Below are 20,153 nucleotides of genomic sequence, written 5' to 3' on the forward strand. Positions count from 1 at the left end.
ATCCTAACCTTTCAGTTCTTCAGGTAGAAGGTTGTCTATATTTTCTTTTAATCTGTCGTTGAAATGTGTCTTTTCAAAGTCTGAAGCTGCTTTTAGTGCGTTTTTGATAGCTCTGCTGTCAGCCCTTCCGTGTGTTATTATACATGTTCCCTTTGTTCCAAGAAGTGGAGCTCCACCGTACTCGGCAAAGTCCGCCTTCCTTTTAAATCTTTTAAGTGCAGGTATCATAAGTGCAGCCCCTATTTTTGAGACGAGGCTTTTCTTTACCTCATTTTTTATCATCTCAACTATTATACTGCCGAGGCTCTCACTTGTTTTTAAAACGATATTACCAACAAATCCATCACACACAATAACATCAAAATCACCTGTAAATATATCCCTTCCTTCAGCGTTTCCTATAAAGTTCAGTTTTGTCATCTTTAATAGAGGATATGTATCCTTAACAAGATCGTTACCTTTACCTTCCTCTTCACCTATACTTAGAATTCCAACCTTGGGATTGTCACTTACTCTCAGTATCTCCTTGGCGTAGGTATGCCCCATTACAGCAAAATAGATAAGATGTCTTGGACGGCAGTCAACGTTAGCCCCAACATCTATGAGAACTGTTGGTTTTTCTTTTTTTGTTGGGAATGCAACAGCTATTCCCGGTCTTTCTATACCTTCAGCAGCTCCAACAACGAACTTTGATATTGCCATAGCTGCCCCGGTGTTACCTGCAGAGACAAAACCGCTTGCTTTCCCTTCTCTGACCAGTTTAGCAGCTATATGCATTGATGATTTTCTTTTTTTTCTGACTGCGATAGAAGGGGGTTCATCCATATCTATAACTTCTTCTGCGTGGACGATCTCTACAGGGAGATCCTTTGTGTCATACTTCTTAAGTTCCTTCTCTAAAAGATCCTTATTACCTACAAGGTAAACGCCTATATTGAACTCTCTGGCAAATAAAACAGCCCCTTCAACGTTACTCTGAGGGGCGTAATCACCCCCCATAGCATCTAAAGCTATATACAATTATACGACCTCTACTACCTCTTTATCTTTGTAGTATCCGCAGTGTGGACATACTCTGTGAGGAGTTTTTGGCTGTCCACATTCAGGGCATAAAGATAATCCAGGTACAGTTAATTTTCTCATCCATTGAGCTTTTCTCATTGCTGTTTTTGCTTTTGATTTTTTTCTTTTAGGTGCTGCCATATTTTAAATACCTCCTTCTTATCTTGCAAAAGTCAGAATTACGAAAAAAGAATTATACCAAAAATGAGTACTTTTTTAAAGTTTAAGTTCATCAGGTAGTTATACAGGATAAAAATATATTGACATTTTATCACCAACGTTATATATTATTAATCCGCTTTGGGCTCGTAGCTCAGTTGGCAGAGCAGACGGCTCATAACCGTCCGGTCGGAGGTTCGAGTCCTCCCGGGCCCACCATACTAAAGTTCTCTGTGGGCTTTCTCCCATACAGAAACAGCTTCCCTACATTCCTCAACAGTTGGAACAAGGGCTATCCTGAAATACTCTGAACTGCATCTGTTCTCAAGTATCTCTATGCCAGAGCAGAAGTTGACACCAGGTGATACAACTATCCCATACTTTAAAAGATGTTTTGCGTACTCCTCACCTGTCATCCCATCTGGAGCTTTTATCCAGAAATAAAATGTTGCCTCAGGGTATAGATACTTAAGCCCTATACGGTCAAAGAACTCAATGAATATCTTTCTCTTCTCATTAAATATCTTTCTTCTTTCCTCTACATGCTCTTCATCAGACCATGCAACTTCCGCTGCCTTCTGGATAAAATCAGGTGTTGCAACGCCAAATGAGGCTCTTCCTTTTCTGTACTCTTTTATAAGATTGGGATCTCCGGCTATAAATCCTGTTCTGTATCCTGTCAGACCGCTTCTCTTTGATAGTGAGTGAAAAACAACAACACCTTCAATACCTGTCTGAAGTGCAGAAAGGGGCTTTTCCCCGTAGTATATCTCCGTGTAACACTCATCAGAGCATAGAATTATCCCGTAATCCCTGCATATACCGTAAACTTCCTCAAAATAGCTTCTTGGAGCTGTAGCACCTGTCGGGTTGTGGGGATAGTTTATCCAGACTATCTTTGTTTCCTCAAGTAATGACTTATCAAGCTTATCAAGTCTGAGTAAAAAACCGTCCTCTTCCCTAAGAGGGACAGGGACTGGAACTCCACCTGCATAAAGTGTTCCCCTCTCATAAACAGGATATGCAGGAGTTCCAAAGATCACCTTATTTTTTTCAGGGATATCTGTATCAATAAAAACGAGTGGAAAGTGGAATATAGCCTCTTTTGATCCGTTTGAAGGTATTATCTGGCTGTCAGGATCAAGCTTAACACCAAATCTGTTTAAAAACCATCTTGAGACAGCCTCTCTCAACTCCTTTCTTCCTGCAACTGAAGGATACTGGCTGACTTCAGGAACTGCATCAATAAGAGCCTGCCTGATTTTAGGGTCTGTAGGCTCCTTAGGGTCTCCTGTACCAAAATCGTATATCTTTATCCCTTTATCTTTTAGTTCAGCTTTAATTCTGTTTAACTCTTCCATAGGATAGGGTTTCAGACTTCTTATCGTTCTGTTCATCCTTAACTCCTTAGATTGTTATGGGAAATCTATTATATTGAAAAATCTTTTTAAAATCATAAATTCTTCCCGGTATGAAAGTTCTGAAAGATATCTTAAAAGCAAATGAAGACAGGAAGATAATAATAATGCCTGTTGGCATATCTGGAAGTGGTAAGACCACTCTTTTTAAAGATCTGAAGGAAGATTTTGATATAGAGTATATTTCCTTTGATAAGATAAGGGTTGATATATACAGAAAGAATTTTCCTGAAAAAGAGGATATAAAATACTCTGAGGTTTTCAGATATATAACGGACAATAAGATAAAGATTCTTCCATTAGCCAAAAAACAGCTCTTAGATTCTGACAGGAGATTATTCTATATTGACAACACAAATCTGACTAAAAAGGCAAGGAGAAAGTTTCTTTTACTGTGTGACGACTGTCTGAAAATAGCTGTCTATTTCAAGCCTGATCTTAAGGAGTGTATCAAGAGACAGTTCAATAAAGACAGGGATAAAAGATTAAAACCTTCAGTGATCTTAAACCAGTACTCAGCGGTTGAAAAGCCTGACTTCTCTGAATTTGATATTATAATAACTAAAAAGATAAACGGAAAGATTGATGAAAAAGGTCGCTCTGATAACAGGTGTTTCTAAAGGTCTGGGAAAATCCCTCGCAGAGAAGTTCAGATCTGAAGGATTTTATATCTCAGGTGTCTCAAGATCACAGCCTGATACAGATATTGATCTTTTTATAAAGGCAGACATCACAGACCAGACTGAAAGGGATAAAGTTATCCGCCAGACAGCAGAAAGATTTGGGAGAATAGACATTCTTATAAATAACGCAGGTATAGGTCTTTACGAGAGATGGGAAGGCTCAGATATGGATGATATAAGAAAACTTTTTGATCTAAATCTTTTCTCTGTTATAGACCTTACAAAAAAGGCAGTTCCTTATCTAAAGGAGACTAAGGGGACTGTAATAAACGTTTCATCTGTGGCAGGAAAGCTTTATATGCCTTATATGGGAGCTTACTGCTCCTCAAAGTATGCGATAAATGCCTTTTCAGACAGCTTAAGGGCTGAATTGAAACCTTATGGTATACACGTTTTAAATCTGATAGTTGGAAGGATAAAAACAGGTTTCTCTAAAAGGGCTATGGGAAGTAAAAAACCACCTGAAACCCCTTACGGTGGATCTCCTGAAAGATTTGCAGAGGTTACGTATAAAGCATATCTGAAAAAGAAAAGAGAGATCTGGTATCCTCACTGGTACAGATATCTTATTATTTTGGCAAAGATCTTTCCTGATACATTTGACAGGATAAGTTTAAAGAAATGGGGTTAACTGTCTTCTATCTTCTCAAGGTAGTAAAGCATTCTTGCACCTATAAGAATCGCACCAAAGCTCATATAAAGCCATGCTAAAAATGCGAATATACCGCTTAATGTTCCGTATATAGGGTTTGTTTTTGAGGCTAATATTATATAGCTGTTAAAACCTGTCTTTAGAAGAAAAAGTATAAGCGATATAAAGATAGTTGACCAGAGAACATTTCTCATATTTACCTTTATAAGCGGTGTAAGATACCTGTATATAAGGAATATTATTATGAAAAATGTGATATAGTGGACCACATTTGTTATATTTGTTGCTGTATCAAGTAAAAACTTAAGGTGGACAACATCAAAGATCTCTTCAAGATACTTCCATAGGGCAAAACTTTTTACAGTCTCAAGAACTGATGATATCACAAGACCTATTATGTAAATTATTATGAGTGCAACTGTAAAAACAGGGATACCAAATATATAAACAAAGGCTGTTTTTTTTATACTTACCTCTCTTCCGTCAAAAACATATACGAGAGCTTCATGAAGTGATGTAAATATACCTGTCGCAAAATAGAAGGCTATAACAGTCCCGATTATACCGAAAAAGGCTCTTTTTGATGATAATGTAACAAGAAGATCAAGAAACTCCTGAGTTACAGAAGGAAAAAATCTCTGTAATACCTCAAGAATAATCTGTATGTTTATATCAGCGAGGAATGATATCAGAACTGTTAGAACAACAAGTAAAGGGAAGAACGACATCAGTGTAAAGTATGATATGGCAGCGCTGTGGTATCCAAAACCTACCTTAAAGTAATCAAGGAAAGCCCTGTAGAAACTGCTGAAAAAATTTTTTAAAAAGGGCTTTCCTTTTCTGATCTTAAAGAATCTGTAAGGATTTATCCTGTGAAGATATCTCAAGTTTCAGACTTAACTACCTCTTCTAATTTTTTTATCTTCTCCTCAACCTCACCTAACGCTTTTCTCTTCTCTTCCTCTGAAAGCTCTTCCTCCCTTTTTACAAGTGTTGTGAGTTTATCAACAACTTCTGAGAGGAGATTTTTAGCCTTATCTGTCAGCTCTGCCTCTTTCAGCATAGCCTGTATCTCGTCAAGTTTCTGGAGTATCTCTTCCTTTCTTTTTGCTGCAACATAAGCACCTACAGCTCCAAGTGCTGTTCCAAGAACCATAAGTATAGTCCCTTTTTTCATAACTCCCTCCTATTTTATGAGTTTTTCTAATCTTTTTATCTTCTCTTCAACCTTGTGTATTATAGCTTCCTTCTCGTCAATGGCAGCTTTCTCAGCTTTCTTTGTCAGGAACTTTATACTGTCAACGGTATCCTCTATCATATCCCTTACGTTATTTTTAATATCTAACCTTTCCACCTTTTTTTCAATATCATTCAGCTTCTTGTATATCTTTTTCTTGTTTCTTATTGTCAGGTATGTTGCTATTGAACCCATAACAGTTCCTATTAAAAATATTATGATGTTCTTCCTCATATCCTTTCCCCTAAGATTTTTTTCTTCTAAAAAATGATAACAGACCTAAGATTGATGTTGTATACTCAAGATTCTCAACAATCTTATGAACTTTAGGAGAAAGTGTTTTGTAGTCAACATTCAGCCTTACAAGGATCTGGGACAGTGTTTTAAGTATTGCAAATAGAACAACAGACACAACAAGCATCCCTACAGTGATAATAACCATACATAAGGCGATAATACCTAAGAAAAATGTGCTTGCTTCCATCACTCTTACCTCCCTAAGAATTTACGTTTTCCAGATATACGGTTTTTATATCTGGTGTTTTAAGCATTGTGTTGCTTACAGTACATCCTCTTTTTCCTATAGTTAAAACTCTTTCTATCTGTTCAGGTGTCAGGTCTGATCTGAAAGATACCTCAATCGTTATACTGTCGTACCTGTTTTCCTTTTCATGTTTCTTTCCTTTTACTGTGATCTGGAGATCCTCTATTTTGTAACCTTTGTGGTTCACATAAGCCTCAACTGTCAGTCCGAAACAGTAACCTATGGAGATTAGCATCAGATCAACAGCTCTCATTCCTGTCTCTGTGAGATTTATACTCTTTCCGTTTATCTCACCTGTAAAAGTGCTGTCCTGAAGTCTGACAACGGCCTTCTTTTCCATTTAAACCTCCTATTTTCTTGTATTTGGCAGATTAATTATAGGTGTCATCTCTGTGTCATAAGGTATAAGAATGACAGTGTTATTATCACCTTCAGCGTAAGATTTTATATTCTCTATGAACTTCCACTGGAGATACTCCTTGGTTAAAGATCCTGCTATTATCTTGTTCGCATCAGCTATACCTTTTGCCTCAACCCTCTTTCTTTCAGCCTCAAGCTTCTCCTTCTCAACGAGGAATTTCATCTTCTCAGCCTCTTCGTAGGCTCTTCTCTTCTGTTCAATAGCCTCAACAACCCTTTTTGGAAGTTTTATATCCCTTATCAGTATCTCATCTAACAGTATGTATCTTTTCTCAAGCTCCTTTGATACCTTTTCCATAAGCTTTTTCTGTATGACATCCCTCTCCTGATAAACCTGTGAACTGTCAAGTTTTGCTATAACATCCCTAACAGCAGATCTTATAACAGGTTTTATTATCTTGTCCTCATACTCAAGACCGTACTCAATGTATATCTCAGCAGCCTTATCAGACATGATCTTGTAAAGAACTGTAAGCTCCGTGTTTATCGTCAGACCGTCTTTGGAAAGTGAGTTTATGGAGTTTGCACCTCTAAGATCGTAAGAGTGTGTTCTTACAGACATCTTAACAACCTTCTGGACTATCGGTATAACGATATTAAGGCCGGGATGTAGTTCTTCCTTATCTGCTTTACCAAGTGTAAGTTTTACCCCAACATATCCACTGGGTATGATAACGAAAGGATTTGCTAAAAGGAAAAGGAGTATCAAAAACACAAAGATCACTGGAAATATCTTGAAAAAATTTGAGACTTTCTCTTTCTGGGGCATCTGTGGGATTTTATCCATGGCTATCTCCTATATAAAAATTTTAGCATATTTTATTCTTGTAATATTATTGATATACTATATTCATAGAAATATATTTATTATATAAATCATACCGGAGATCTGTTATGGCGTGGTACAGCCTGTCTGAGGTATTAAAAATAAAGCCTCCTACAGATGAGAAAAGTCTTAAAAGATTGTGGATGAGACCAAGGCCTTCAAAAAAGATAACAAAACCTAAATCTTCAGAAAAAAAGGCTGAGGTTTCTGTTGAGATAAAGAAGGGGAGAATAGATATATACGTTTAAGGAAGGTTTATCACTATACTCTCTGAAACTGATACAGCCTCAGCTGAACTGCTTAACTCCCCCATCAGAAACATACCAAATACAACAAGGAATATCAGGAAAAGGAAAACCATCTCTATCTTCTTTGATTCATCTGTAATTATGTTAAACATCTTACTGACCTTCCCTTATATTCTGTTAATATATTTATCGGCAGAAAAATAAAAACTTTAAAATGCTCCTATAAGGGATCGTAGTTTCTCAATTTTATCCCTTATCTCTGCAGCCTTCTCAAACTCCCATTTTTCAGCATATTCCCACATCTGTTTTTCAAGGCTTTCTATCTGTTTTAAAAGATCCTCTTCACTTTCTATATCTTCAGGCAGGTTTTCATACATCTCATATATTCCTATCTCCTCAAGTGATATAAGATCTTTTACCTCTTTTGATACAGTTTTAGGTTCAATACCGTACCTTTCATTGTACTCCTTCTGTAATTTCCTTCTTCTCTCCGTCTCATTTATAGCCTTTTCCATAGCAGGTGTTATTGTATCTGCATAAAGAATAGCCTTTCCGTTTACATTCCTTGCTGCTCTTCCTATGATCTGGATAAGAGCTGTTGCCGATCTTAAAAATCCCTGTTTATCTGCATCAAGAACTGCAACAAGTGAAACCTCAGGCATGTCAATACCTTCCCTGAGGAGATTAACGCCAACTATAACATCGTACTTTCCTTCTCTAAGCTCTTTTATTATCTTTACCCTTTCTATGGTATCTATCTCTGAATGGAGGTATATAGCCTTTATATCCCTTTCCTCAAGGTAGTCTGCAAGGTTCTCAGCCATCTTTTTTGTGAGTGTTATAACTATGGCTCTCTCATTTCTCTCTTTTATATTCCAGATCTCTGATATAAGATCATCAATCTGTCCTTCTGTTGGTTTTACGACCACCTCAGGATCTAAAAGTCCTGTAGGTCTTATTATCTGCTCCACAATAACACCTTTTGATCTCTCTATCTCCCATTCTGCCGGTGTTGCAGATACGTATATAGCTCTCTGTATCTTTTCAACAAACTCCTCAAATTTTAAAGGTCTGTTGTCATAGGCTGATTTTAACCTCCATCCGTATTTAACGAGGTTGTCCTTCCTTCTTCTATCTCCGTTGTACATGGCTCTAACCTGTGGGATTGTTACGTGAGACTCATCAACTATCAGTAAAAAGTCATCAGGAAAGTAGTCCATAAGTGTGTAAGGCGGCTCTCCTGGTTTTCTCCCATCAAAGTATCTTGAGTAGTTCTCAATACCTTTACATGTTCCAAGTTCAAGCATCATCTCTATATCGTAGTTAGTTCTCTGCCACAGCCTGTTTGCCTCAATCTCCTTCCCCTGCTTTCTGAACTCCTCAACCTCCCTCTCAAGATCAGCCTTTATCTGTTTTATAGCCTCTATCATATCAGGTCTCGGTATAACATAATGACTTGCAGGAAATACAACTGTAGTGTTCAGCTTTCTTTTTATATCCCTGTTGAATATATCAAGCTCTGTTATGCTCTCTATCTCATCACCGAAAAACTCAACCCTTAGAATAATATCCTCTGAGTGAGATGGGAGTATCTCTACAGTGTCTCCCTTTACCCTGAATGTTCCTCTTTTAAACGAAAAATCATCCCTTACGTACTGAAGTTCAACAAGTCTTTTTAGAAGATCCTGCCTTTCAATCTGCTGTCCAACAAAAAGATGGAGTCTTAATTTTTCGTAAAACTCTGGTGTTCCAAGACCGTATATACATGATACAGAGGCAACAACGATCGTATCAGGTCTCTCTATAAGACTTTTTGTTGCTGAGTGTCTCAGTCTGTCTATAGCATCATTTATTGAACTGTCCTTTTCAATATAAAGATCCTTTTCAGGAACATAAGCCTCAGGCTGGTAGTAATCGTAGTATGAGACAAAGTACTCAACAGCATTATCTGGGAAAAGCTCTTTAAGTTCTCTGTAAAGCTGTGCGGCGAGAGTTTTGTTATGGGTCAAAACTAAAGTAGGTTTTCCATATTTTTCAATAACATTGCCGATAGTGAAAGTCTTTCCTGTTCCAGTGGCTCCCAATAGAACCTGCTCTTTTACTCCCTGTTTTAGGTTTTCATAAAGCTGATTTATGGCTTTTGGCTGATCTCCTGCTGGAGGAAATGGCATATCTATCTTGAAAGGCGTTCTTCCCATCTTTCTCCCTTTTCAGTGAGTAGTAGATAAAATAATATATACTGAAGATTGTATATTACAAAGAGGAGGACTGATGTCAGCTATTTTTGGTAAGGAGATCCTGGATTATATTTACAATCTTTTCAGCCTTGAGGATGAAGTATTAAAGGAAATGGAAAGGTTTGGGAAGGAGAATGATTTTCCGATTATAGATAGATACTCCGGAAGTTTTCTCAATCTGATAACAAAAATAAAAAAGCCTGAACTTGTTGTTGAACTTGGATCAGGCTTTGGATATTCCGCATATTACTTTGCGAAGGCTTTAGAGAATGGAAAGGTAGTTCTTATAGATTACCAGGAGAGGAATATAGAAAGGGCAAGATACTTTTTTGAAAAAGGAGGTCTTACTGATAAGGCTGAGTTCAGAGTTGGAGATGCTGTTGAGATAGCAAAAGAGTATAAAGATATAGATATTCTTTTCCTTGATTTAGAGAAGTTGAGATATCTGGAAGCTGTTAAAACCCTTGAAGAAAACCTTTCTGAAGATGCGATAATTATAGCTGACAATGTTCTGTGGCACGGAAATATACTTTCTGAAACAGACAGAAAAGCTGAAAGATTAAGGGAGTTTAACAGTTATATGTCTGAAAGATACAGATCTATCATAATTCCTGTCGGTGATGGTCTCCTTTTATCTGTTAAATGAATGTTCCAAATAGAACAGTTTTCTGTCCTGAATGGAACAGCTTGAAATCTTGTTTATCTGTAATTTGTTCTTAATAAATAACTTTTCTTGATCTAAATCATTGGCATTTTAATTGCCTAGTAGGAATATAAAATGTAGATCCTGCTGCTGCTAACCCATCTTATTGGGAGGGGCTACCTCCCTTTTTTAAAATCCTATCAATCCTGAAACCTCTCTTTAAGACGGATAACAGTCTTCTTTTATCAGCCAAGAGTGAAGGCTCCTTCTTTAAAGATTCTATAATCAGCTTCCAGCCTGTTTTTAAATCGCCAAACCTGAGGCAGACCTCGCCGATGGAGAATAAAAAAAGATGATGATACTCATCAGGTATCTGGTTTATATAATCCTGATAAACCTTTAAAGTTGATCTCCAGAAAACAGGATTTCTGCTTGTTCTTCCTCCATGTTCTCTCATAAAAACCTTATCATTATCTAATATTTTTATCTTCAGACCCTCTTTGAAAGATCTTAGGAAGAACTCCCAGTCTTCTCTTGGGATATATTTATCTTTGTAACCTGAGAATTTTTCTTTCCTTAAAGCTGTAGCTGTAGGGTATCCTATCATTGATGAATAAAGGATCTCTTCTATAGTTTTCGGTATTTTTTTAGTTGATCTTCTTATCACCTTCCCTTTTTCATCAATAAACGTTCTTGGAAATGAATAGACGATATCGTACTCCTGAAGATACTTTACACTCTCACTTACATACCCTTTCTCCCAGATATCGTCGTAATCAAGGAAGAAGATAAAAGAGCCTTTAGCTTTTGATACTCCAAAATTTCTGCTGTAAGCTCTCTCCATATTTTTCTCGTTTCTGTAGTAATGTATCTTTTTGCCTATCAGATCATTAAAGCTGCCAAATATAATCTCTTCTGTTCTATCTTTAGATGCGTCATCAACAATAACTATCTCAATGTCTGAATAGGTCTGGTTTATAGCTGAATTTACGGCATCTTTTATAAATCTCTCACCGTTGTAAACGGGGATAACTACGCTAACAAGACCTTCCAATCTACCTCTCCCTGATATTTTTTTCCCAGAGAAATATATATTTCAAAAATGTATAAAATGTTGTACTTAATGCAACGATAAAACCTCTTATTCCATCTAAAAAACCTTTTCTTATAAAAAACTCTTTAATAAAAGCTGATACAGGATTGATTATAATATTACGGAGTCTGAACTTTTTACCTTTTGTGTACATATCCTCAGCTGAGATCTTTGAGTATCTCAAAACCTTTGAGAAATGATCATAAATATCCCTGTATGAGTAGTGTAAAAGATCTCCATTTATCTTTGATGTTTTACCGTCAATGACGAGATACTCGTGTACATTTCCACCTTCCCATCTTGGGTTAGATGATCTTTTTACAAGCCTAAGCTTCCAGTCAGGCTGAAAGGCGTAATTTAAGATCTTCCCAAGATAGACAGTTTTTCTGTTTATAAAGTATCCATCAGCTTTGGGATTTCTTACTGCCTGAATGATTGATCTTTTCAGCTCTTTGGATGGGATCTCATCACAATCAAGAAAAAGTATCCATTCCTGTGAACATTTTTTTATTAATGAGTTTTTCTGCTCCCTGTATCCTTTCCAGTTTTCTATATAAACCTTAGCTCCGTATTCTTTAGCTATCTCAACGGTTCTGTCTGTTGATCCTGAATCAAGGACGATAATCTCAGAGGCTATATCTTTGACCGCCTTTAATACACCTTCAATACGGTCTTCCTCATTGTAAGAAATTAGAGCTACAGTCAGGGGTAATCTTTCCATCAAACCTGTTTCGGCTTTTTATTAAAACTTTTCTATTATAACACCGAAACAGGACTCTTAAAAAACTACCCTCCTATGCTTGTCATTATTCTTCTGCAGTCTGAGAATGCATACCCCGATCTCATTATCTTCTGGTTTGATATATCTTTCTCAATGAGAACCTTCTTTATAAATCTGTCTAACTCCTCATCAGTTCCGTATCTGACAACCTCTTTTGCGTCCAGTTCGTCATCTGTTCTGAGACACAGCTTGATATGTCCTTCCGCTGTAAGTCTAAGTTTTGAACAGCCATCACAGAATGGGTTTGATATAGGTGTTATAAAACCTATCTTTGTTCCAAGTTTTGGTATTTTGTAAACCCTTGCTGCACCGCTTCCAACGGATATGGCAGGTATGAGTTTACCGTACTTTTTTTCTATCTTATCCTTTATCTCTTTAAGAGGCTGTACCTTATCCTCCGACCACTGGATCTGTTCACCACCTATAGGCATCATCTCAATAAATCTGACCTCAACACCGTACTCTTTACCAAACTCAACAAAATCAAGGGCTTCATCCTCATTTAAACCTTTTACTATAACAGCATTTACCTTTATAGGATCGTATCCAAGCTCCTTTGAAACCCTTATCCCTTCAAGAACATCCTCAAGTCTTCCCTTTGTTATCTGGTAGAAAAGTTCAGGCTTTAGGCTGTCAATTGATATATTAAGTCTGTCTAAACCTGCCTTTCTCAGTTTCTCAGCATGTTTTGACAGTGTTATAGCATTTGTTGTAAGTGATATATCATTTATCTGGGGGATATCTTTTAACATTTTTACAAGCTCTTCAAGCTGGGGTCTGACTAACGGCTCGCCGCCTGTTATCCTCACCTTCCTCAGTCCGTACTTCGTCATAGCCTTAACGAGTCTTGCTATCTCCTCATATCTCAGTATCTCGTCATGGGGAACAAACTCTGAGTTATCCGGACGGCAGTAAAAACATTTCAGGTTGCACTTGTCTGTAACGGAGACTCTTAAATATGAGATGTTCATTTTTATCCTCCAGATATTAGCATTTTCTAATAAATCTTATTAAACCTTATTCATAAGGTTATATCATTTTTGTCCATATGACAAGTTTGAAATATCGGTATTAAAGATATTAATTGATTTTCAGTATGACATTGATTTTGATCAAGTATTGAATTTTTTTAATAGAAGTTTGTAAATCCTGTTTTTTGGAAATCCTGTTTCCTCGGATATTATTTTTGATATCTCCTTTATCCTTTTACCTTTTTTGTAAAGCTCTTCCGCCATTTCAATTATATAATCCTCGTTAAATTCCTCACTTTGAACAGGATTACAGATGATCACAAACTCTCCCTTAATAATATCCTTATTCTGATCCAGATACCGGTAAACATCCTTTATATTTCCTCTTATAAATCTTTCATGGATTTTCGTTATCTCCTTCCCAACAACAACCTCACTGTCAGGAATGATCTCCTCAATTATTTTTAATGTTTTCAAAACTCTCAGAGGGCTTTCATAAAGGATAAATGTGTACCCTATCTGTTTTAATCTCTCTATCTCTTCCTTTTTTTTCTTTTCCTTCTGAGGAAGAAATCCTACAAAAATAAATCTGTCTGAGGGAAGTCCTGATGCTGATAATGCTGCTGCTCCAGCAAAAGGACCGGGGATGGGAACAACATTTATACTGTTTTCCCATGCTTTTTTAACAACCCTGTATCCAGGATCTGAGATACACGGTGTTCCGGCGTCTGAGACAAGTGCGATATCCATTCCTTCTTTTAAAAGGGATATAATCTTATCAGAAGCCTTTTCCTCTATATGCTCATGGTATGAAACAAGTTTTTTCCCTGTTATCCCGTAATGGCTGAGAAGTTTTCTTGTTACCCTCGTATCCTCACAGGCTATGATATCTACATTTTTTAATATCTCAACAGCTCTGTAAGTGATATCTTTCAGGTTACCTATCGGTGTTGCAACGATATAGAGTGTTCCCATTAATGTAATGTACCGTTTTTTATGTATCTGTAACCTATAAATATTCCATCTTTAAATACGGACACCTTTCCATCAGGGATATCAAGTATCTCTTTTTCTGTTATCTTTTTATAGAAAAATCTTAACTTTTTCTCGCCGAAACTGTTTATATGTATCTCTCCCATATCCTTTCTGTATCTTCCATCAATGAGTATCACATTGAGATTTTTAAACTCAACAGGTGTTGTATTTTTTATATTTATAAATCCTGTCAGATACTTACCGTTGCTCTTCTCAACAAGTATATACTCCGCATCCCAGTTTAGACCTTCTACAGGGTACTTTACCCTGAATATCTGGCTCTGGGCAAGCTCAGACTTTACTTTAACTGTTATCTGGGGAGAGAAAAGCTCATTCCATTTAAGTGGTGATTTTATTCTTGATGGAAAATCTGGAACAGTTGTTATTACAAAACCTTTTCTTGTGTTTATCTTTATATATTCATCATTGATATCTATAACTGTTCCTTTTATAACCCTTCCTTCACCTTCAACAGATACAAACTTCCCTATAAGATTTTTTTTCCAGTCTTTACTTACATTCTCAAGAAAGTAGCCTTCTATCTCTATACCATCAGCTTCTATAAGAATGCTGTCAGTTATTGCTATAGGTTTTAAAAAGATAGGTCCTATAACATTCTCACCGTCAGCAACCATAAACTCCTCTTCCTGAATGTATGTTGAATGTCCTGTTCTGCTTAAAAATAATGTGTCTGCAAATGAAAAACTGAGATCAAAAAATAGGATAAAGAGGATAACTTTTTTAAGCATTTTCCCTCCAGTTGTATGAGTTTAAAACTAATTATATCATCTCCCATTGAATACAGATTAATGTTTTATAATATTCTTAAACTGAAAATATTTGTGGAGGAAAGATTTGAACAGAGAGTACAACTTCAAAGAGATAGAGGAGAAGCTTTTAAAAGAGTGGGAAGAAAATGATCTTTTTAAAACAGAGGAAAAACCTGATAAGGATAAATTTTACGTTCTTGAGATGTTCCCTTACCCTTCAGGAAGAATACATATGGGGCATGTAAGGAATTACGCTATAGGTGATGTTGTTAACAGATACCTCAGGATGAAAGGTAAAAACACACTTCACCCTATGGGATGGGATGCATTTGGTATGCCTGCTGAAAATGCTGCAATAAAAAGTGGTGTTCACCCAGCAAAATGGACTTATGAGAATATTGATTATATGAAAAAAGAGCTTAAAAGGCTTGGATTTTCATACGACTGGAACAGAGAGGTAACAACCTGCTCGCCTGAGTATTACAGATGGAACCAGTGGATATTCCTTAAGATGTACGAGAAGGGAATCGCTTACAGAAAGTCTGCTGTAGTTAACTGGTGTCCACACGATATGACTGTTCTTGCAAATGAGCAGGTTATTGAAGGAAGATGCTGGAGATGTGATACACCTGTTGTTCAGAAAGAGATACCTTCATGGTTTTTAAGGATAACAGATTATGCTGAGGTTTTACTTGATGATCTTGAGACACTAAAAGGGAAATGGCCTGAAGCTGTCCTTACAATGCAGAAAAACTGGATAGGAAAGTCTGTTGGTGCAACGATAAGATTTCCTGTGGAGAACTCTTCACAGTATATTGAGGTTTTCACAACGAGACCTGATACAGTTTTTGGTGTTACTTTTATGGCTTTAGCTCCCGAACATCCTGTTGTTTTAGAGCTTTCAAAAGGAACAGATCAGGAAGAGGATGTTAAAGCTTTTGTTCAGAAATATCTAACAATGTCAACAAAGGAAAGAGGCATAGTTGAGGAGAAAGAAGGGGTTTTCACAGGAAGGTATGCGATAAACCCTCTAACAGGAGAGAAAATACCTGTATGGGTTGCTAACTACATTCTCTGGGGATATGGGACAGGTGCGATTATGGCTGTTCCAGCTCACGATGAGAGGGATCACGAGTTTGCAAAAAAATACGGAATTCCAATAAAGCCTGTTATAAAGCCTTTGGAAGGTGAGTGGGACTACCAGGAGAAAGCATTTGAAGAGGAAGGGATTCTTATAAATTCTGATGGCTTTGATGGGCTTAAATCATCTGAGGCAAAGGAAAAGATAACAGAGGAGATTGAAAAGAGAGGTATTGGAGAAAAAACAATAAACTTCAGACTCAGAGACTGGAATATATCAAGACAGAGATACTGGGGTACGCCTATACCTATAATTTACTGTAATGACTGTGGAACTGTTCCTGTTCCTGAAGAAGATCTGCCTGTTTTACTTCCTGAGAATGTTGAGTTTACAGGCATGGGAAATCCCCTTGAACAGGTTGAAGAGTTTGTTAAAACAACCTGTCCAAGATGTGGAAAGCCTGCGAGAAGAGAAACTGATACTATGGACACATTTATAGACAGCTCATGGTATTTCCTGAGATACTGTGATCCTCACAATGAAGAACTACCTTTTGATAAAGAAAAGGCTGACTACTGGATGCCTGTTGATCTGTATATCGGTGGGATAGAGCATGCTGTACTACATCTGCTTTACTCAAGGTTTTTCACGAAGTTTTTAATGGAAATAGGTCTTGTTGATGTTGAAGAGCCGTTCTCCCAGCTTCTCACACAGGGAATGGTTCTGAAAAAGTGGATAAAGATAGAAAAACTCCTTGAGATACTTGGGGTTGATGAAAACATAACGCTGGATGAACTGAAACTGAAGGTGGAAGAACTAAAGAGTAAGTAATACTTGTAACCGGAAAAATTAATTATACATTTATGTATTATACAACGATGTATAATACGGATTTGTATAATGGAACATAAAGAAAGAAATCCTTTTTATTTTGGTGGAACTGTTAGTAACGAAGATTTTTGCAACAGGGAAAGGGAGCTTGAAGAGCTGAAGAGGGATATTTTTTCTGGCATCAACATACTTCTGTATTCTCCACGGAGATTTGGAAAATCATCACTCCTTCTAAGGCTAAAAGAACAGCTGGAAAATGAAGGAATAAAAGTTATTTTACTTGATCTGTTTCCTGTTGTAGATGAGAAAGATTTTATAAACCGGTACTTTGATGAAACTATAAAAACACTGCTCTCCAGAAAAGAGAAGGTTATTCAGACTCTAAAGGAACTGACAAACCTTAACTTTAGTGTTAGCTCTACCCTTAAACCTGACGGCAGTGTAACCTTTTCTGTTTCTTTTTCTTCAAAAGAGAAAAAAACAGTTTTAAAAGAGATACTGGAAATTCCATTTTTATACGCTACCAAAAACAACGCAAATGTCGCAGTAATATTTGATGAATTTCAGGAAGTTGAGAATTTAGGATTAGAAAAAGAGATCAGAACAGTTATCCAGAACCACGGCAGGAATGTTTCTTATGTATTTTCAGGAAGTAAAAAGAGTGTCCTTACCCAGATTTTTTCTAATAAAAGCAGACCTTTTTATAAGTCGGTTAAAAAATTTCCATTAAAGGAAATTCCACTTGAAGAGTGGATACCGTTTATCCAGAATAAATTTGAAAAAACAGGAAAAAAGATAGATGAAGAAATAATAAAAGAGGTTTTTTGTATCTGCCGAGGATTTCCATATTATATCCAGCATATATGTTATGTTCTGTGGGAAGTTTCTAAAGAAAAAGTAAAAAAAGAAGATCTAGATTATGCAATAAATCTTGTTCTGGAAAGGGAAGAGGACTCTTTCTGGGAAGAGTGGTCAAATTTACCGCCAACTCAGAAGAAAGCTTTAAAAATAATAACCTACACAAATGGTAAAAATATTTATTCAAAAAACACTCTTTCTGAATTTGAGATCACTGCTTCACATCTTAAAAGAGCAATAGAACAACTTCAAAAAAAGGATATCATCACTAAGGAAAGAAATACTTATCAAATTATAGACCCTATTATGGAACTGTGGATTAAAAAGAATTTTTAAATCCTGCTTTAGCTATGAATCTTTGTTTACTATTTCATTAATAGCTCTCACACTAACTCCAAGTTCTCTGGCAAGTCTTGACTGCGAAAGTCCTAAAGGTTTTATAAATTCCTCTTCAAGAATCTCCCCCGGATGTGTAGGTTCTCTTTCAAGCTGTATAACAGAGAGAGCCTCTATTCTTTTATCTGTTTTTAAAGCTTTCTTAAACTCTTTTACTAAAATAATAACATCGTAGGCTTAGCCATTTTCAAATCTAAATATAATTCTATACTGGAAAACCTTTCTGATATCCCCATTTGTAAGATATCGCTGTTGAAAAACTCTTTTCCTGACCTCCCATGATATCTATACTCCTCCAGATGTTATAATAAGTTTTATAAAACTTTAATCAAGGAGCGGGAATGAAAACCCTGAAAGAGTTTCTTGAAGAGAACCATCTGACACTTAATGATAACGCGAAACTTCTTTTTGAAAAGTTAGATCTTGATATGGAAGTTTTGAAACAGCTTGAGGAAAAATACGGAAAATCTGACAAGATGTCAAAATCTAAACACAACACAGTTGATCCTGATGAGATGATAGAAAAGTACGGGGCGGATACTGTCAGGCTTTACATACTTTTTGCAGCTCCACCACAGAACAGCTTTGACTGGATAGACAGCGGTATTGAAGGGGCACACAGATTTTTAAAAAGGGTCTGGAACTTTGTTGTTGAAAGGGCAGACCAGCTAAAAGATGTCTCATACTCAAAGGAAGATTTTAAAAACCTTCCTAATGAAGACCAGAAACTGAGAAGAAAACTTCACCAGACAATAAAAAAGGTAAACGAAGACATAACAAGGGAGTACCAGTTTAATACAGCAATAGCTGCCATTATGGAGCTTATGAATGAGCTTACATCCTATAAGGGAAGTAATCTTAAAGTTTTAAAGGAAGCTGTTGAAAATCTTATACTTATGCTTTCCCCATTTACCCCTTTCATAGCAGACCAGCTGTGGAGAACTATAGGAAAAGAAGGATACACAATACAGCAGCCTTTCCCTGAACCTGATGAGGAGGCTCTTGTTGAAAAAACAAAAGAGATACCTGTCCAGATAAACGGAAAGGTGAGGGCAAGAATTACCGTCCCTGCAGATGCTGATGAGGAGACGGTCAAAAATATAGCTTTTGAGAATGAAAGTGTTAAAAAATGGACAGAAGGTAAGGAGATAGTTAAAGTTATATTTATAAAGGGTAAAATACTTAACATAGTAGTTAAAGGTTAAGAGGTAGGAGATGAGTTATAAAAATATCCTTGTAGGTTATGATGGATCTGATCCAAGTAAGAAGGCTTTAAAAAAGGCTGTAGAACTCTCAAAAATAATGAAAAGCGATCTACATATAGTAGGTGTTGTCAGACCTTTCCAGTTTGCTGCTGTTGATTTTATACTTCCTGAAGAGATAGAGGCTTATGAGAAAGAGGAGATATCAAAAGAGGAGAGATTTTTAAAAGAGGCTCTTGAGATAGCGAAAGAATCGGGCATTGAGGCAAAAACAAAGGTTCTTGAAGGTGAGCCCGCTGAAGAGCTTATGAGTTATGCTGATGCTAACGGATGTGATCTTATAGTTGTTGGTCATAGAGGAGCAGGTGGATTTAAAAGGCTGATACTTGGAACAACAGCTGGTAATCTTGTTAAGTATGCAAACCAGTCTGTATTAGTTGTTAAGTAGCTTTTCTTTAATTTTTGGGTATATAAGGAATAGAGTTATAAGGACAAAAAGTACACCTACAGCCATAAAGTAGTACTCTTTTACTTCGCCAAATATATGTTCTGCAGCTTTTCCAAAGAAAAAGCCTATGGAAAGGTATATAACAGCCCAGAAGAAAAGGGATATAAGATTAAAAAATATAAACTTAAACATACCAAATCCTGTTGCACCCATAAGAACCATAGGGACTACTCTCATCCCGTAAAGAAATCTGATAATGAATATTGACAGTATTCCGTATTTATCAACAAGCTGTTTTGCCTTCCTGTATTTTTTTCTTGTGTAAACATTTCCAAGTAAAAACTCCCTTCCCTTCCATCTACCGAGGAGAAAGTATATTATCTCGTGGAGAAATGCTCCTGACATTGCAGATACAAGGGATACAAAAGGGTTGAGCATCTTAAGTTTTATAAAAAAGCCAACTATAAGGAGAAATATCTCACCTTCAAGGAAAGTTCCTATAAAAACTGCTATATACCCGTAATGCTGAAGAAAATTCTCTAAACTCTCTATCAAAAT

General features: G+C 36.6%; 26 protein-coding genes and 1 tRNA gene. 9 read left to right on the forward strand and 18 right to left on the reverse strand.

What is annotated here, in order from left to right; translation table 11 throughout:
* Nucleotides 1-3: 3 nt before the first annotated feature.
* A complete protein-coding gene (gene plsX, locus PERMA_RS03800; protein ID WP_012676062.1) occupies nucleotides 4-1,020 on the reverse strand; it encodes a phosphate acyltransferase PlsX in 1,017 nt (338 codons plus the stop codon).
* Nucleotides 1,021-1,203, reverse strand: coding sequence for a 50S ribosomal protein L32 (rpmF, locus tag PERMA_RS03805; protein WP_012676188.1), 183 nt, complete (start codon nucleotides 1,201-1,203; stop codon nucleotides 1,021-1,023).
* Nucleotides 1,204-1,364: 161 nt separating this feature from the next.
* Between rpmF and PERMA_RS03810 the strand changes: the two genes are divergently transcribed.
* A tRNA-Ile gene (locus tag PERMA_RS03810) sits at nucleotides 1,365-1,440 on the forward strand.
* Nucleotides 1,441-1,442: 2 nt separating this feature from the next.
* On the opposite strand, the gene dapC is transcribed toward PERMA_RS03810, so the two are convergent.
* Complete coding sequence (gene dapC, locus PERMA_RS03815) at nucleotides 1,443-2,618, reverse strand: succinyldiaminopimelate transaminase (protein WP_012675382.1); 1,176 nt, start codon at nucleotides 2,616-2,618, stop codon at nucleotides 1,443-1,445.
* Between the two features lie 74 nt (nucleotides 2,619-2,692).
* Here dapC and PERMA_RS03820 point away from each other — a divergent pair, with 74 nt between their 5' ends.
* Nucleotides 2,693-3,259 carry an AAA family ATPase gene (locus PERMA_RS03820; protein ID WP_012676671.1) on the forward strand — a complete coding sequence of 189 codons (567 nt, stop codon included), beginning with the start codon at nucleotides 2,693-2,695 and terminating at the stop codon, nucleotides 3,257-3,259.
* Nucleotides 3,225-3,953, forward strand: a complete 729-nt coding sequence (locus PERMA_RS03825; RefSeq protein WP_049756063.1) for an SDR family NAD(P)-dependent oxidoreductase — start codon at nucleotides 3,225-3,227, stop codon at nucleotides 3,951-3,953. The genes PERMA_RS03820 and PERMA_RS03825 overlap by 35 nt, the downstream gene beginning before the upstream one ends.
* Here the strand turns inward: PERMA_RS03825 and PERMA_RS10485 are convergent.
* The 6 genes from PERMA_RS10485 to PERMA_RS03855 are packed head-to-tail and all read right to left on the reverse strand — an operon-like array spanning nucleotide 3,950 to nucleotide 6,962.
* On the reverse strand, nucleotides 3,950-4,861 hold the full coding sequence (locus tag PERMA_RS10485; protein WP_012676719.1) for a YihY/virulence factor BrkB family protein: 912 nt from the start codon (nucleotides 4,859-4,861) through the stop codon (nucleotides 3,950-3,952). The genes PERMA_RS03825 and PERMA_RS10485 overlap by 4 nt on opposite strands.
* Nucleotides 4,858-5,151: a hypothetical protein gene (locus PERMA_RS03835; protein ID WP_012676722.1), complete on the reverse strand. Its 294-nt coding sequence runs from the start codon at nucleotides 5,149-5,151 to the stop codon at nucleotides 4,858-4,860. Before PERMA_RS03835 ends, PERMA_RS10485 begins: the two co-directional genes overlap by 4 nt.
* Nucleotides 5,152-5,160: 9 nt before the next feature.
* A complete protein-coding gene (locus tag PERMA_RS03840) occupies nucleotides 5,161-5,445 on the reverse strand; it encodes a hypothetical protein (RefSeq protein ID WP_012676521.1) in 285 nt (94 codons plus the stop codon).
* Nucleotides 5,446-5,455: 10 nt separating this feature from the next.
* Nucleotides 5,456-5,695 carry a hypothetical protein gene (locus PERMA_RS03845; protein WP_012675952.1) on the reverse strand — a complete coding sequence of 80 codons (240 nt, stop codon included), beginning with the start codon at nucleotides 5,693-5,695 and terminating at the stop codon, nucleotides 5,456-5,458.
* A 13-nt stretch (nucleotides 5,696-5,708) separates the two neighbouring features.
* A complete protein-coding gene (locus tag PERMA_RS03850; protein ID WP_012676322.1) occupies nucleotides 5,709-6,095 on the reverse strand; it encodes an OsmC family protein in 387 nt (128 codons plus the stop codon).
* 9 nt (nucleotides 6,096-6,104) lie between these two features.
* Nucleotides 6,105-6,962 carry a prohibitin family protein gene (locus PERMA_RS03855; RefSeq protein ID WP_012675765.1) on the reverse strand — a complete coding sequence of 286 codons (858 nt, stop codon included), beginning with the start codon at nucleotides 6,960-6,962 and terminating at the stop codon, nucleotides 6,105-6,107.
* Nucleotides 6,963-7,069: 107 nt separating this feature from the next.
* Between PERMA_RS03855 and PERMA_RS03860 the strand changes: the two genes are divergently transcribed.
* A complete protein-coding gene (locus tag PERMA_RS03860) occupies nucleotides 7,070-7,249 on the forward strand; it encodes a hypothetical protein (RefSeq protein WP_012676587.1) in 180 nt (59 codons plus the stop codon).
* Here the strand turns inward: PERMA_RS03860 and PERMA_RS10755 are convergent.
* Together PERMA_RS10755 and uvrB are read right to left on the reverse strand one after the other, a co-directional pair.
* The gene (locus PERMA_RS10755) at nucleotides 7,246-7,401 is read right to left on the reverse strand and encodes a hypothetical protein (RefSeq protein WP_015899016.1); all 156 of its coding nucleotides are present in this window, start codon (nucleotides 7,399-7,401) and stop codon (nucleotides 7,246-7,248) included. The genes PERMA_RS03860 and PERMA_RS10755 overlap by 4 nt on opposite strands.
* A 57-nt stretch (nucleotides 7,402-7,458) precedes the next feature.
* Nucleotides 7,459-9,447: an excinuclease ABC subunit UvrB gene (uvrB, locus tag PERMA_RS03865; protein WP_012676913.1), complete on the reverse strand. Its 1,989-nt coding sequence runs from the start codon at nucleotides 9,445-9,447 to the stop codon at nucleotides 7,459-7,461.
* Between the two features lie 73 nt (nucleotides 9,448-9,520).
* On the opposite strand from uvrB, the gene PERMA_RS03870 reads away from it, so the two are divergent.
* Nucleotides 9,521-10,132, forward strand: coding sequence for an O-methyltransferase (locus PERMA_RS03870; RefSeq protein ID WP_012676529.1), 612 nt, complete (start codon nucleotides 9,521-9,523; stop codon nucleotides 10,130-10,132).
* 160 nt (nucleotides 10,133-10,292) lie between these two features.
* Here PERMA_RS03870 and PERMA_RS03875 read toward each other — a convergent pair whose 3' ends face one another.
* The 5 genes from PERMA_RS03875 to PERMA_RS03895 form a co-directional block, all read right to left on the reverse strand.
* On the reverse strand, nucleotides 10,293-11,183 hold the full coding sequence (locus PERMA_RS03875; protein WP_012675255.1) for a glycosyltransferase family 2 protein: 891 nt from the start codon (nucleotides 11,181-11,183) through the stop codon (nucleotides 10,293-10,295).
* Nucleotide 11,184: 1 nt separating this feature from the next.
* Nucleotides 11,185-11,943, reverse strand: a complete 759-nt coding sequence (locus PERMA_RS03880; RefSeq protein WP_012676717.1) for a glycosyltransferase family 2 protein — start codon at nucleotides 11,941-11,943, stop codon at nucleotides 11,185-11,187.
* A gap of 65 nt (nucleotides 11,944-12,008) precedes the next feature.
* Nucleotides 12,009-12,974, reverse strand: coding sequence for a GTP 3',8-cyclase MoaA (gene moaA / locus PERMA_RS03885; protein WP_012676019.1), 966 nt, complete (start codon nucleotides 12,972-12,974; stop codon nucleotides 12,009-12,011).
* 141 nt (nucleotides 12,975-13,115) lie between these two features.
* The gene (gene rsmI / locus PERMA_RS03890) at nucleotides 13,116-13,949 is read right to left on the reverse strand and encodes a 16S rRNA (cytidine(1402)-2'-O)-methyltransferase (RefSeq protein WP_012676209.1); all 834 of its coding nucleotides are present in this window, start codon (nucleotides 13,947-13,949) and stop codon (nucleotides 13,116-13,118) included.
* Nucleotides 13,949-14,758, reverse strand: a complete 810-nt coding sequence (locus PERMA_RS03895) for a hypothetical protein (protein ID WP_015898986.1) — start codon at nucleotides 14,756-14,758, stop codon at nucleotides 13,949-13,951. The genes rsmI and PERMA_RS03895 overlap by 1 nt, the downstream gene beginning before the upstream one ends.
* 106 nt (nucleotides 14,759-14,864) lie before the next feature.
* Between PERMA_RS03895 and leuS the strand changes: the two genes are divergently transcribed.
* Together leuS and PERMA_RS03905 are read left to right on the forward strand one after the other, a co-directional pair.
* Nucleotides 14,865-16,691, forward strand: a complete 1,827-nt coding sequence (leuS, locus tag PERMA_RS03900) for a leucine--tRNA ligase (RefSeq protein WP_012676450.1) — start codon at nucleotides 14,865-14,867, stop codon at nucleotides 16,689-16,691.
* 69 nt (nucleotides 16,692-16,760) lie between these two features.
* Nucleotides 16,761-17,885 carry an AAA family ATPase gene (locus tag PERMA_RS03905; RefSeq protein ID WP_012675378.1) on the forward strand — a complete coding sequence of 375 codons (1,125 nt, stop codon included), beginning with the start codon at nucleotides 16,761-16,763 and terminating at the stop codon, nucleotides 17,883-17,885.
* Nucleotides 17,886-17,897: 12 nt separating this feature from the next.
* Here PERMA_RS03905 and PERMA_RS10955 read toward each other — a convergent pair whose 3' ends face one another.
* Nucleotides 17,898-18,110, reverse strand: a complete 213-nt coding sequence (locus tag PERMA_RS10955; RefSeq protein WP_202944149.1) for a HigA family addiction module antitoxin — start codon at nucleotides 18,108-18,110, stop codon at nucleotides 17,898-17,900.
* 176 nt (nucleotides 18,111-18,286) lie between these two features.
* Here PERMA_RS10955 and PERMA_RS03910 point away from each other — a divergent pair, with 176 nt between their 5' ends.
* Nucleotides 18,287-19,150 (forward strand): class I tRNA ligase family protein, encoded by an 864-nt coding sequence (locus PERMA_RS03910; RefSeq protein WP_012676078.1) that lies wholly within the window; start codon nucleotides 18,287-18,289, stop codon nucleotides 19,148-19,150.
* A 10-nt stretch (nucleotides 19,151-19,160) separates the two neighbouring features.
* Nucleotides 19,161-19,595, forward strand: a complete 435-nt coding sequence (locus tag PERMA_RS03915) for a universal stress protein (RefSeq protein WP_012675571.1) — start codon at nucleotides 19,161-19,163, stop codon at nucleotides 19,593-19,595.
* On the opposite strand, the gene PERMA_RS03920 is transcribed toward PERMA_RS03915, so the two are convergent.
* Nucleotides 19,581-20,150 carry a DedA family protein gene (locus tag PERMA_RS03920; RefSeq protein WP_012676966.1) on the reverse strand — a complete coding sequence of 190 codons (570 nt, stop codon included), beginning with the start codon at nucleotides 20,148-20,150 and terminating at the stop codon, nucleotides 19,581-19,583. The genes PERMA_RS03915 and PERMA_RS03920 overlap by 15 nt on opposite strands.
* Nucleotides 20,151-20,153 lie beyond the last annotated feature (3 nt).

The sequence above is a fragment of the Persephonella marina EX-H1 genome, assembly GCF_000021565.1.
Classification (GTDB): Bacteria; Aquificota; Aquificia; order Aquificales; family Hydrogenothermaceae; genus Persephonella; species Persephonella marina.

Coding starts and splice junctions, on each gene's coding strand:
- rpmF (WP_012676188.1), bottom strand. CDS start 1,203: ATGGCAGCACCTAAAAGAAAAAAATCAAAAGCAAAAACAGCAATGAGA.
- dapC (WP_012675382.1), bottom strand. CDS start 2,618: ATGAACAGAACGATAAGAAGTCTGAAACCCTATCCTATGGAAGAGTTA.
- PERMA_RS03820 (WP_012676671.1), top strand. CDS start 2,693: ATGAAAGTTCTGAAAGATATCTTAAAAGCAAATGAAGACAGGAAGATA.
- PERMA_RS03825 (WP_049756063.1), top strand. CDS start 3,225: ATGAAAAAGGTCGCTCTGATAACAGGTGTTTCTAAAGGTCTGGGAAAA.
- PERMA_RS03835 (WP_012676722.1), bottom strand. CDS start 5,151: ATGAAAAAAGGGACTATACTTATGGTTCTTGGAACAGCACTTGGAGCT.
- PERMA_RS03840 (WP_012676521.1), bottom strand. CDS start 5,445: ATGAGGAAGAACATCATAATATTTTTAATAGGAACTGTTATGGGTTCA.
- PERMA_RS03845 (WP_012675952.1), bottom strand. CDS start 5,695: ATGGAAGCAAGCACATTTTTCTTAGGTATTATCGCCTTATGTATGGTT.
- PERMA_RS03850 (WP_012676322.1), bottom strand. CDS start 6,095: ATGGAAAAGAAGGCCGTTGTCAGACTTCAGGACAGCACTTTTACAGGT.
- PERMA_RS03855 (WP_012675765.1), bottom strand. CDS start 6,962: ATGGATAAAATCCCACAGATGCCCCAGAAAGAGAAAGTCTCAAATTTT.
- PERMA_RS03860 (WP_012676587.1), top strand. CDS start 7,070: ATGGCGTGGTACAGCCTGTCTGAGGTATTAAAAATAAAGCCTCCTACA.
- PERMA_RS10755 (WP_015899016.1), bottom strand. CDS start 7,401: ATGTTTAACATAATTACAGATGAATCAAAGAAGATAGAGATGGTTTTC.
- uvrB (WP_012676913.1), bottom strand. CDS start 9,447: ATGGGAAGAACGCCTTTCAAGATAGATATGCCATTTCCTCCAGCAGGA.
- PERMA_RS03870 (WP_012676529.1), top strand. CDS start 9,521: ATGTCAGCTATTTTTGGTAAGGAGATCCTGGATTATATTTACAATCTT.
- PERMA_RS03880 (WP_012676717.1), bottom strand. CDS start 11,943: ATGGAAAGATTACCCCTGACTGTAGCTCTAATTTCTTACAATGAGGAA.
- moaA (WP_012676019.1), bottom strand. CDS start 12,974: ATGAACATCTCATATTTAAGAGTCTCCGTTACAGACAAGTGCAACCTG.
- rsmI (WP_012676209.1), bottom strand. CDS start 13,949: ATGGGAACACTCTATATCGTTGCAACACCGATAGGTAACCTGAAAGAT.
- PERMA_RS03895 (WP_015898986.1), bottom strand. CDS start 14,758: ATGCTTAAAAAAGTTATCCTCTTTATCCTATTTTTTGATCTCAGTTTT.
- PERMA_RS03905 (WP_012675378.1), top strand. CDS start 16,761: ATGGAACATAAAGAAAGAAATCCTTTTTATTTTGGTGGAACTGTTAGT.
- PERMA_RS03910 (WP_012676078.1), top strand. CDS start 18,287: ATGAAAACCCTGAAAGAGTTTCTTGAAGAGAACCATCTGACACTTAAT.
- PERMA_RS03915 (WP_012675571.1), top strand. CDS start 19,161: ATGAGTTATAAAAATATCCTTGTAGGTTATGATGGATCTGATCCAAGT.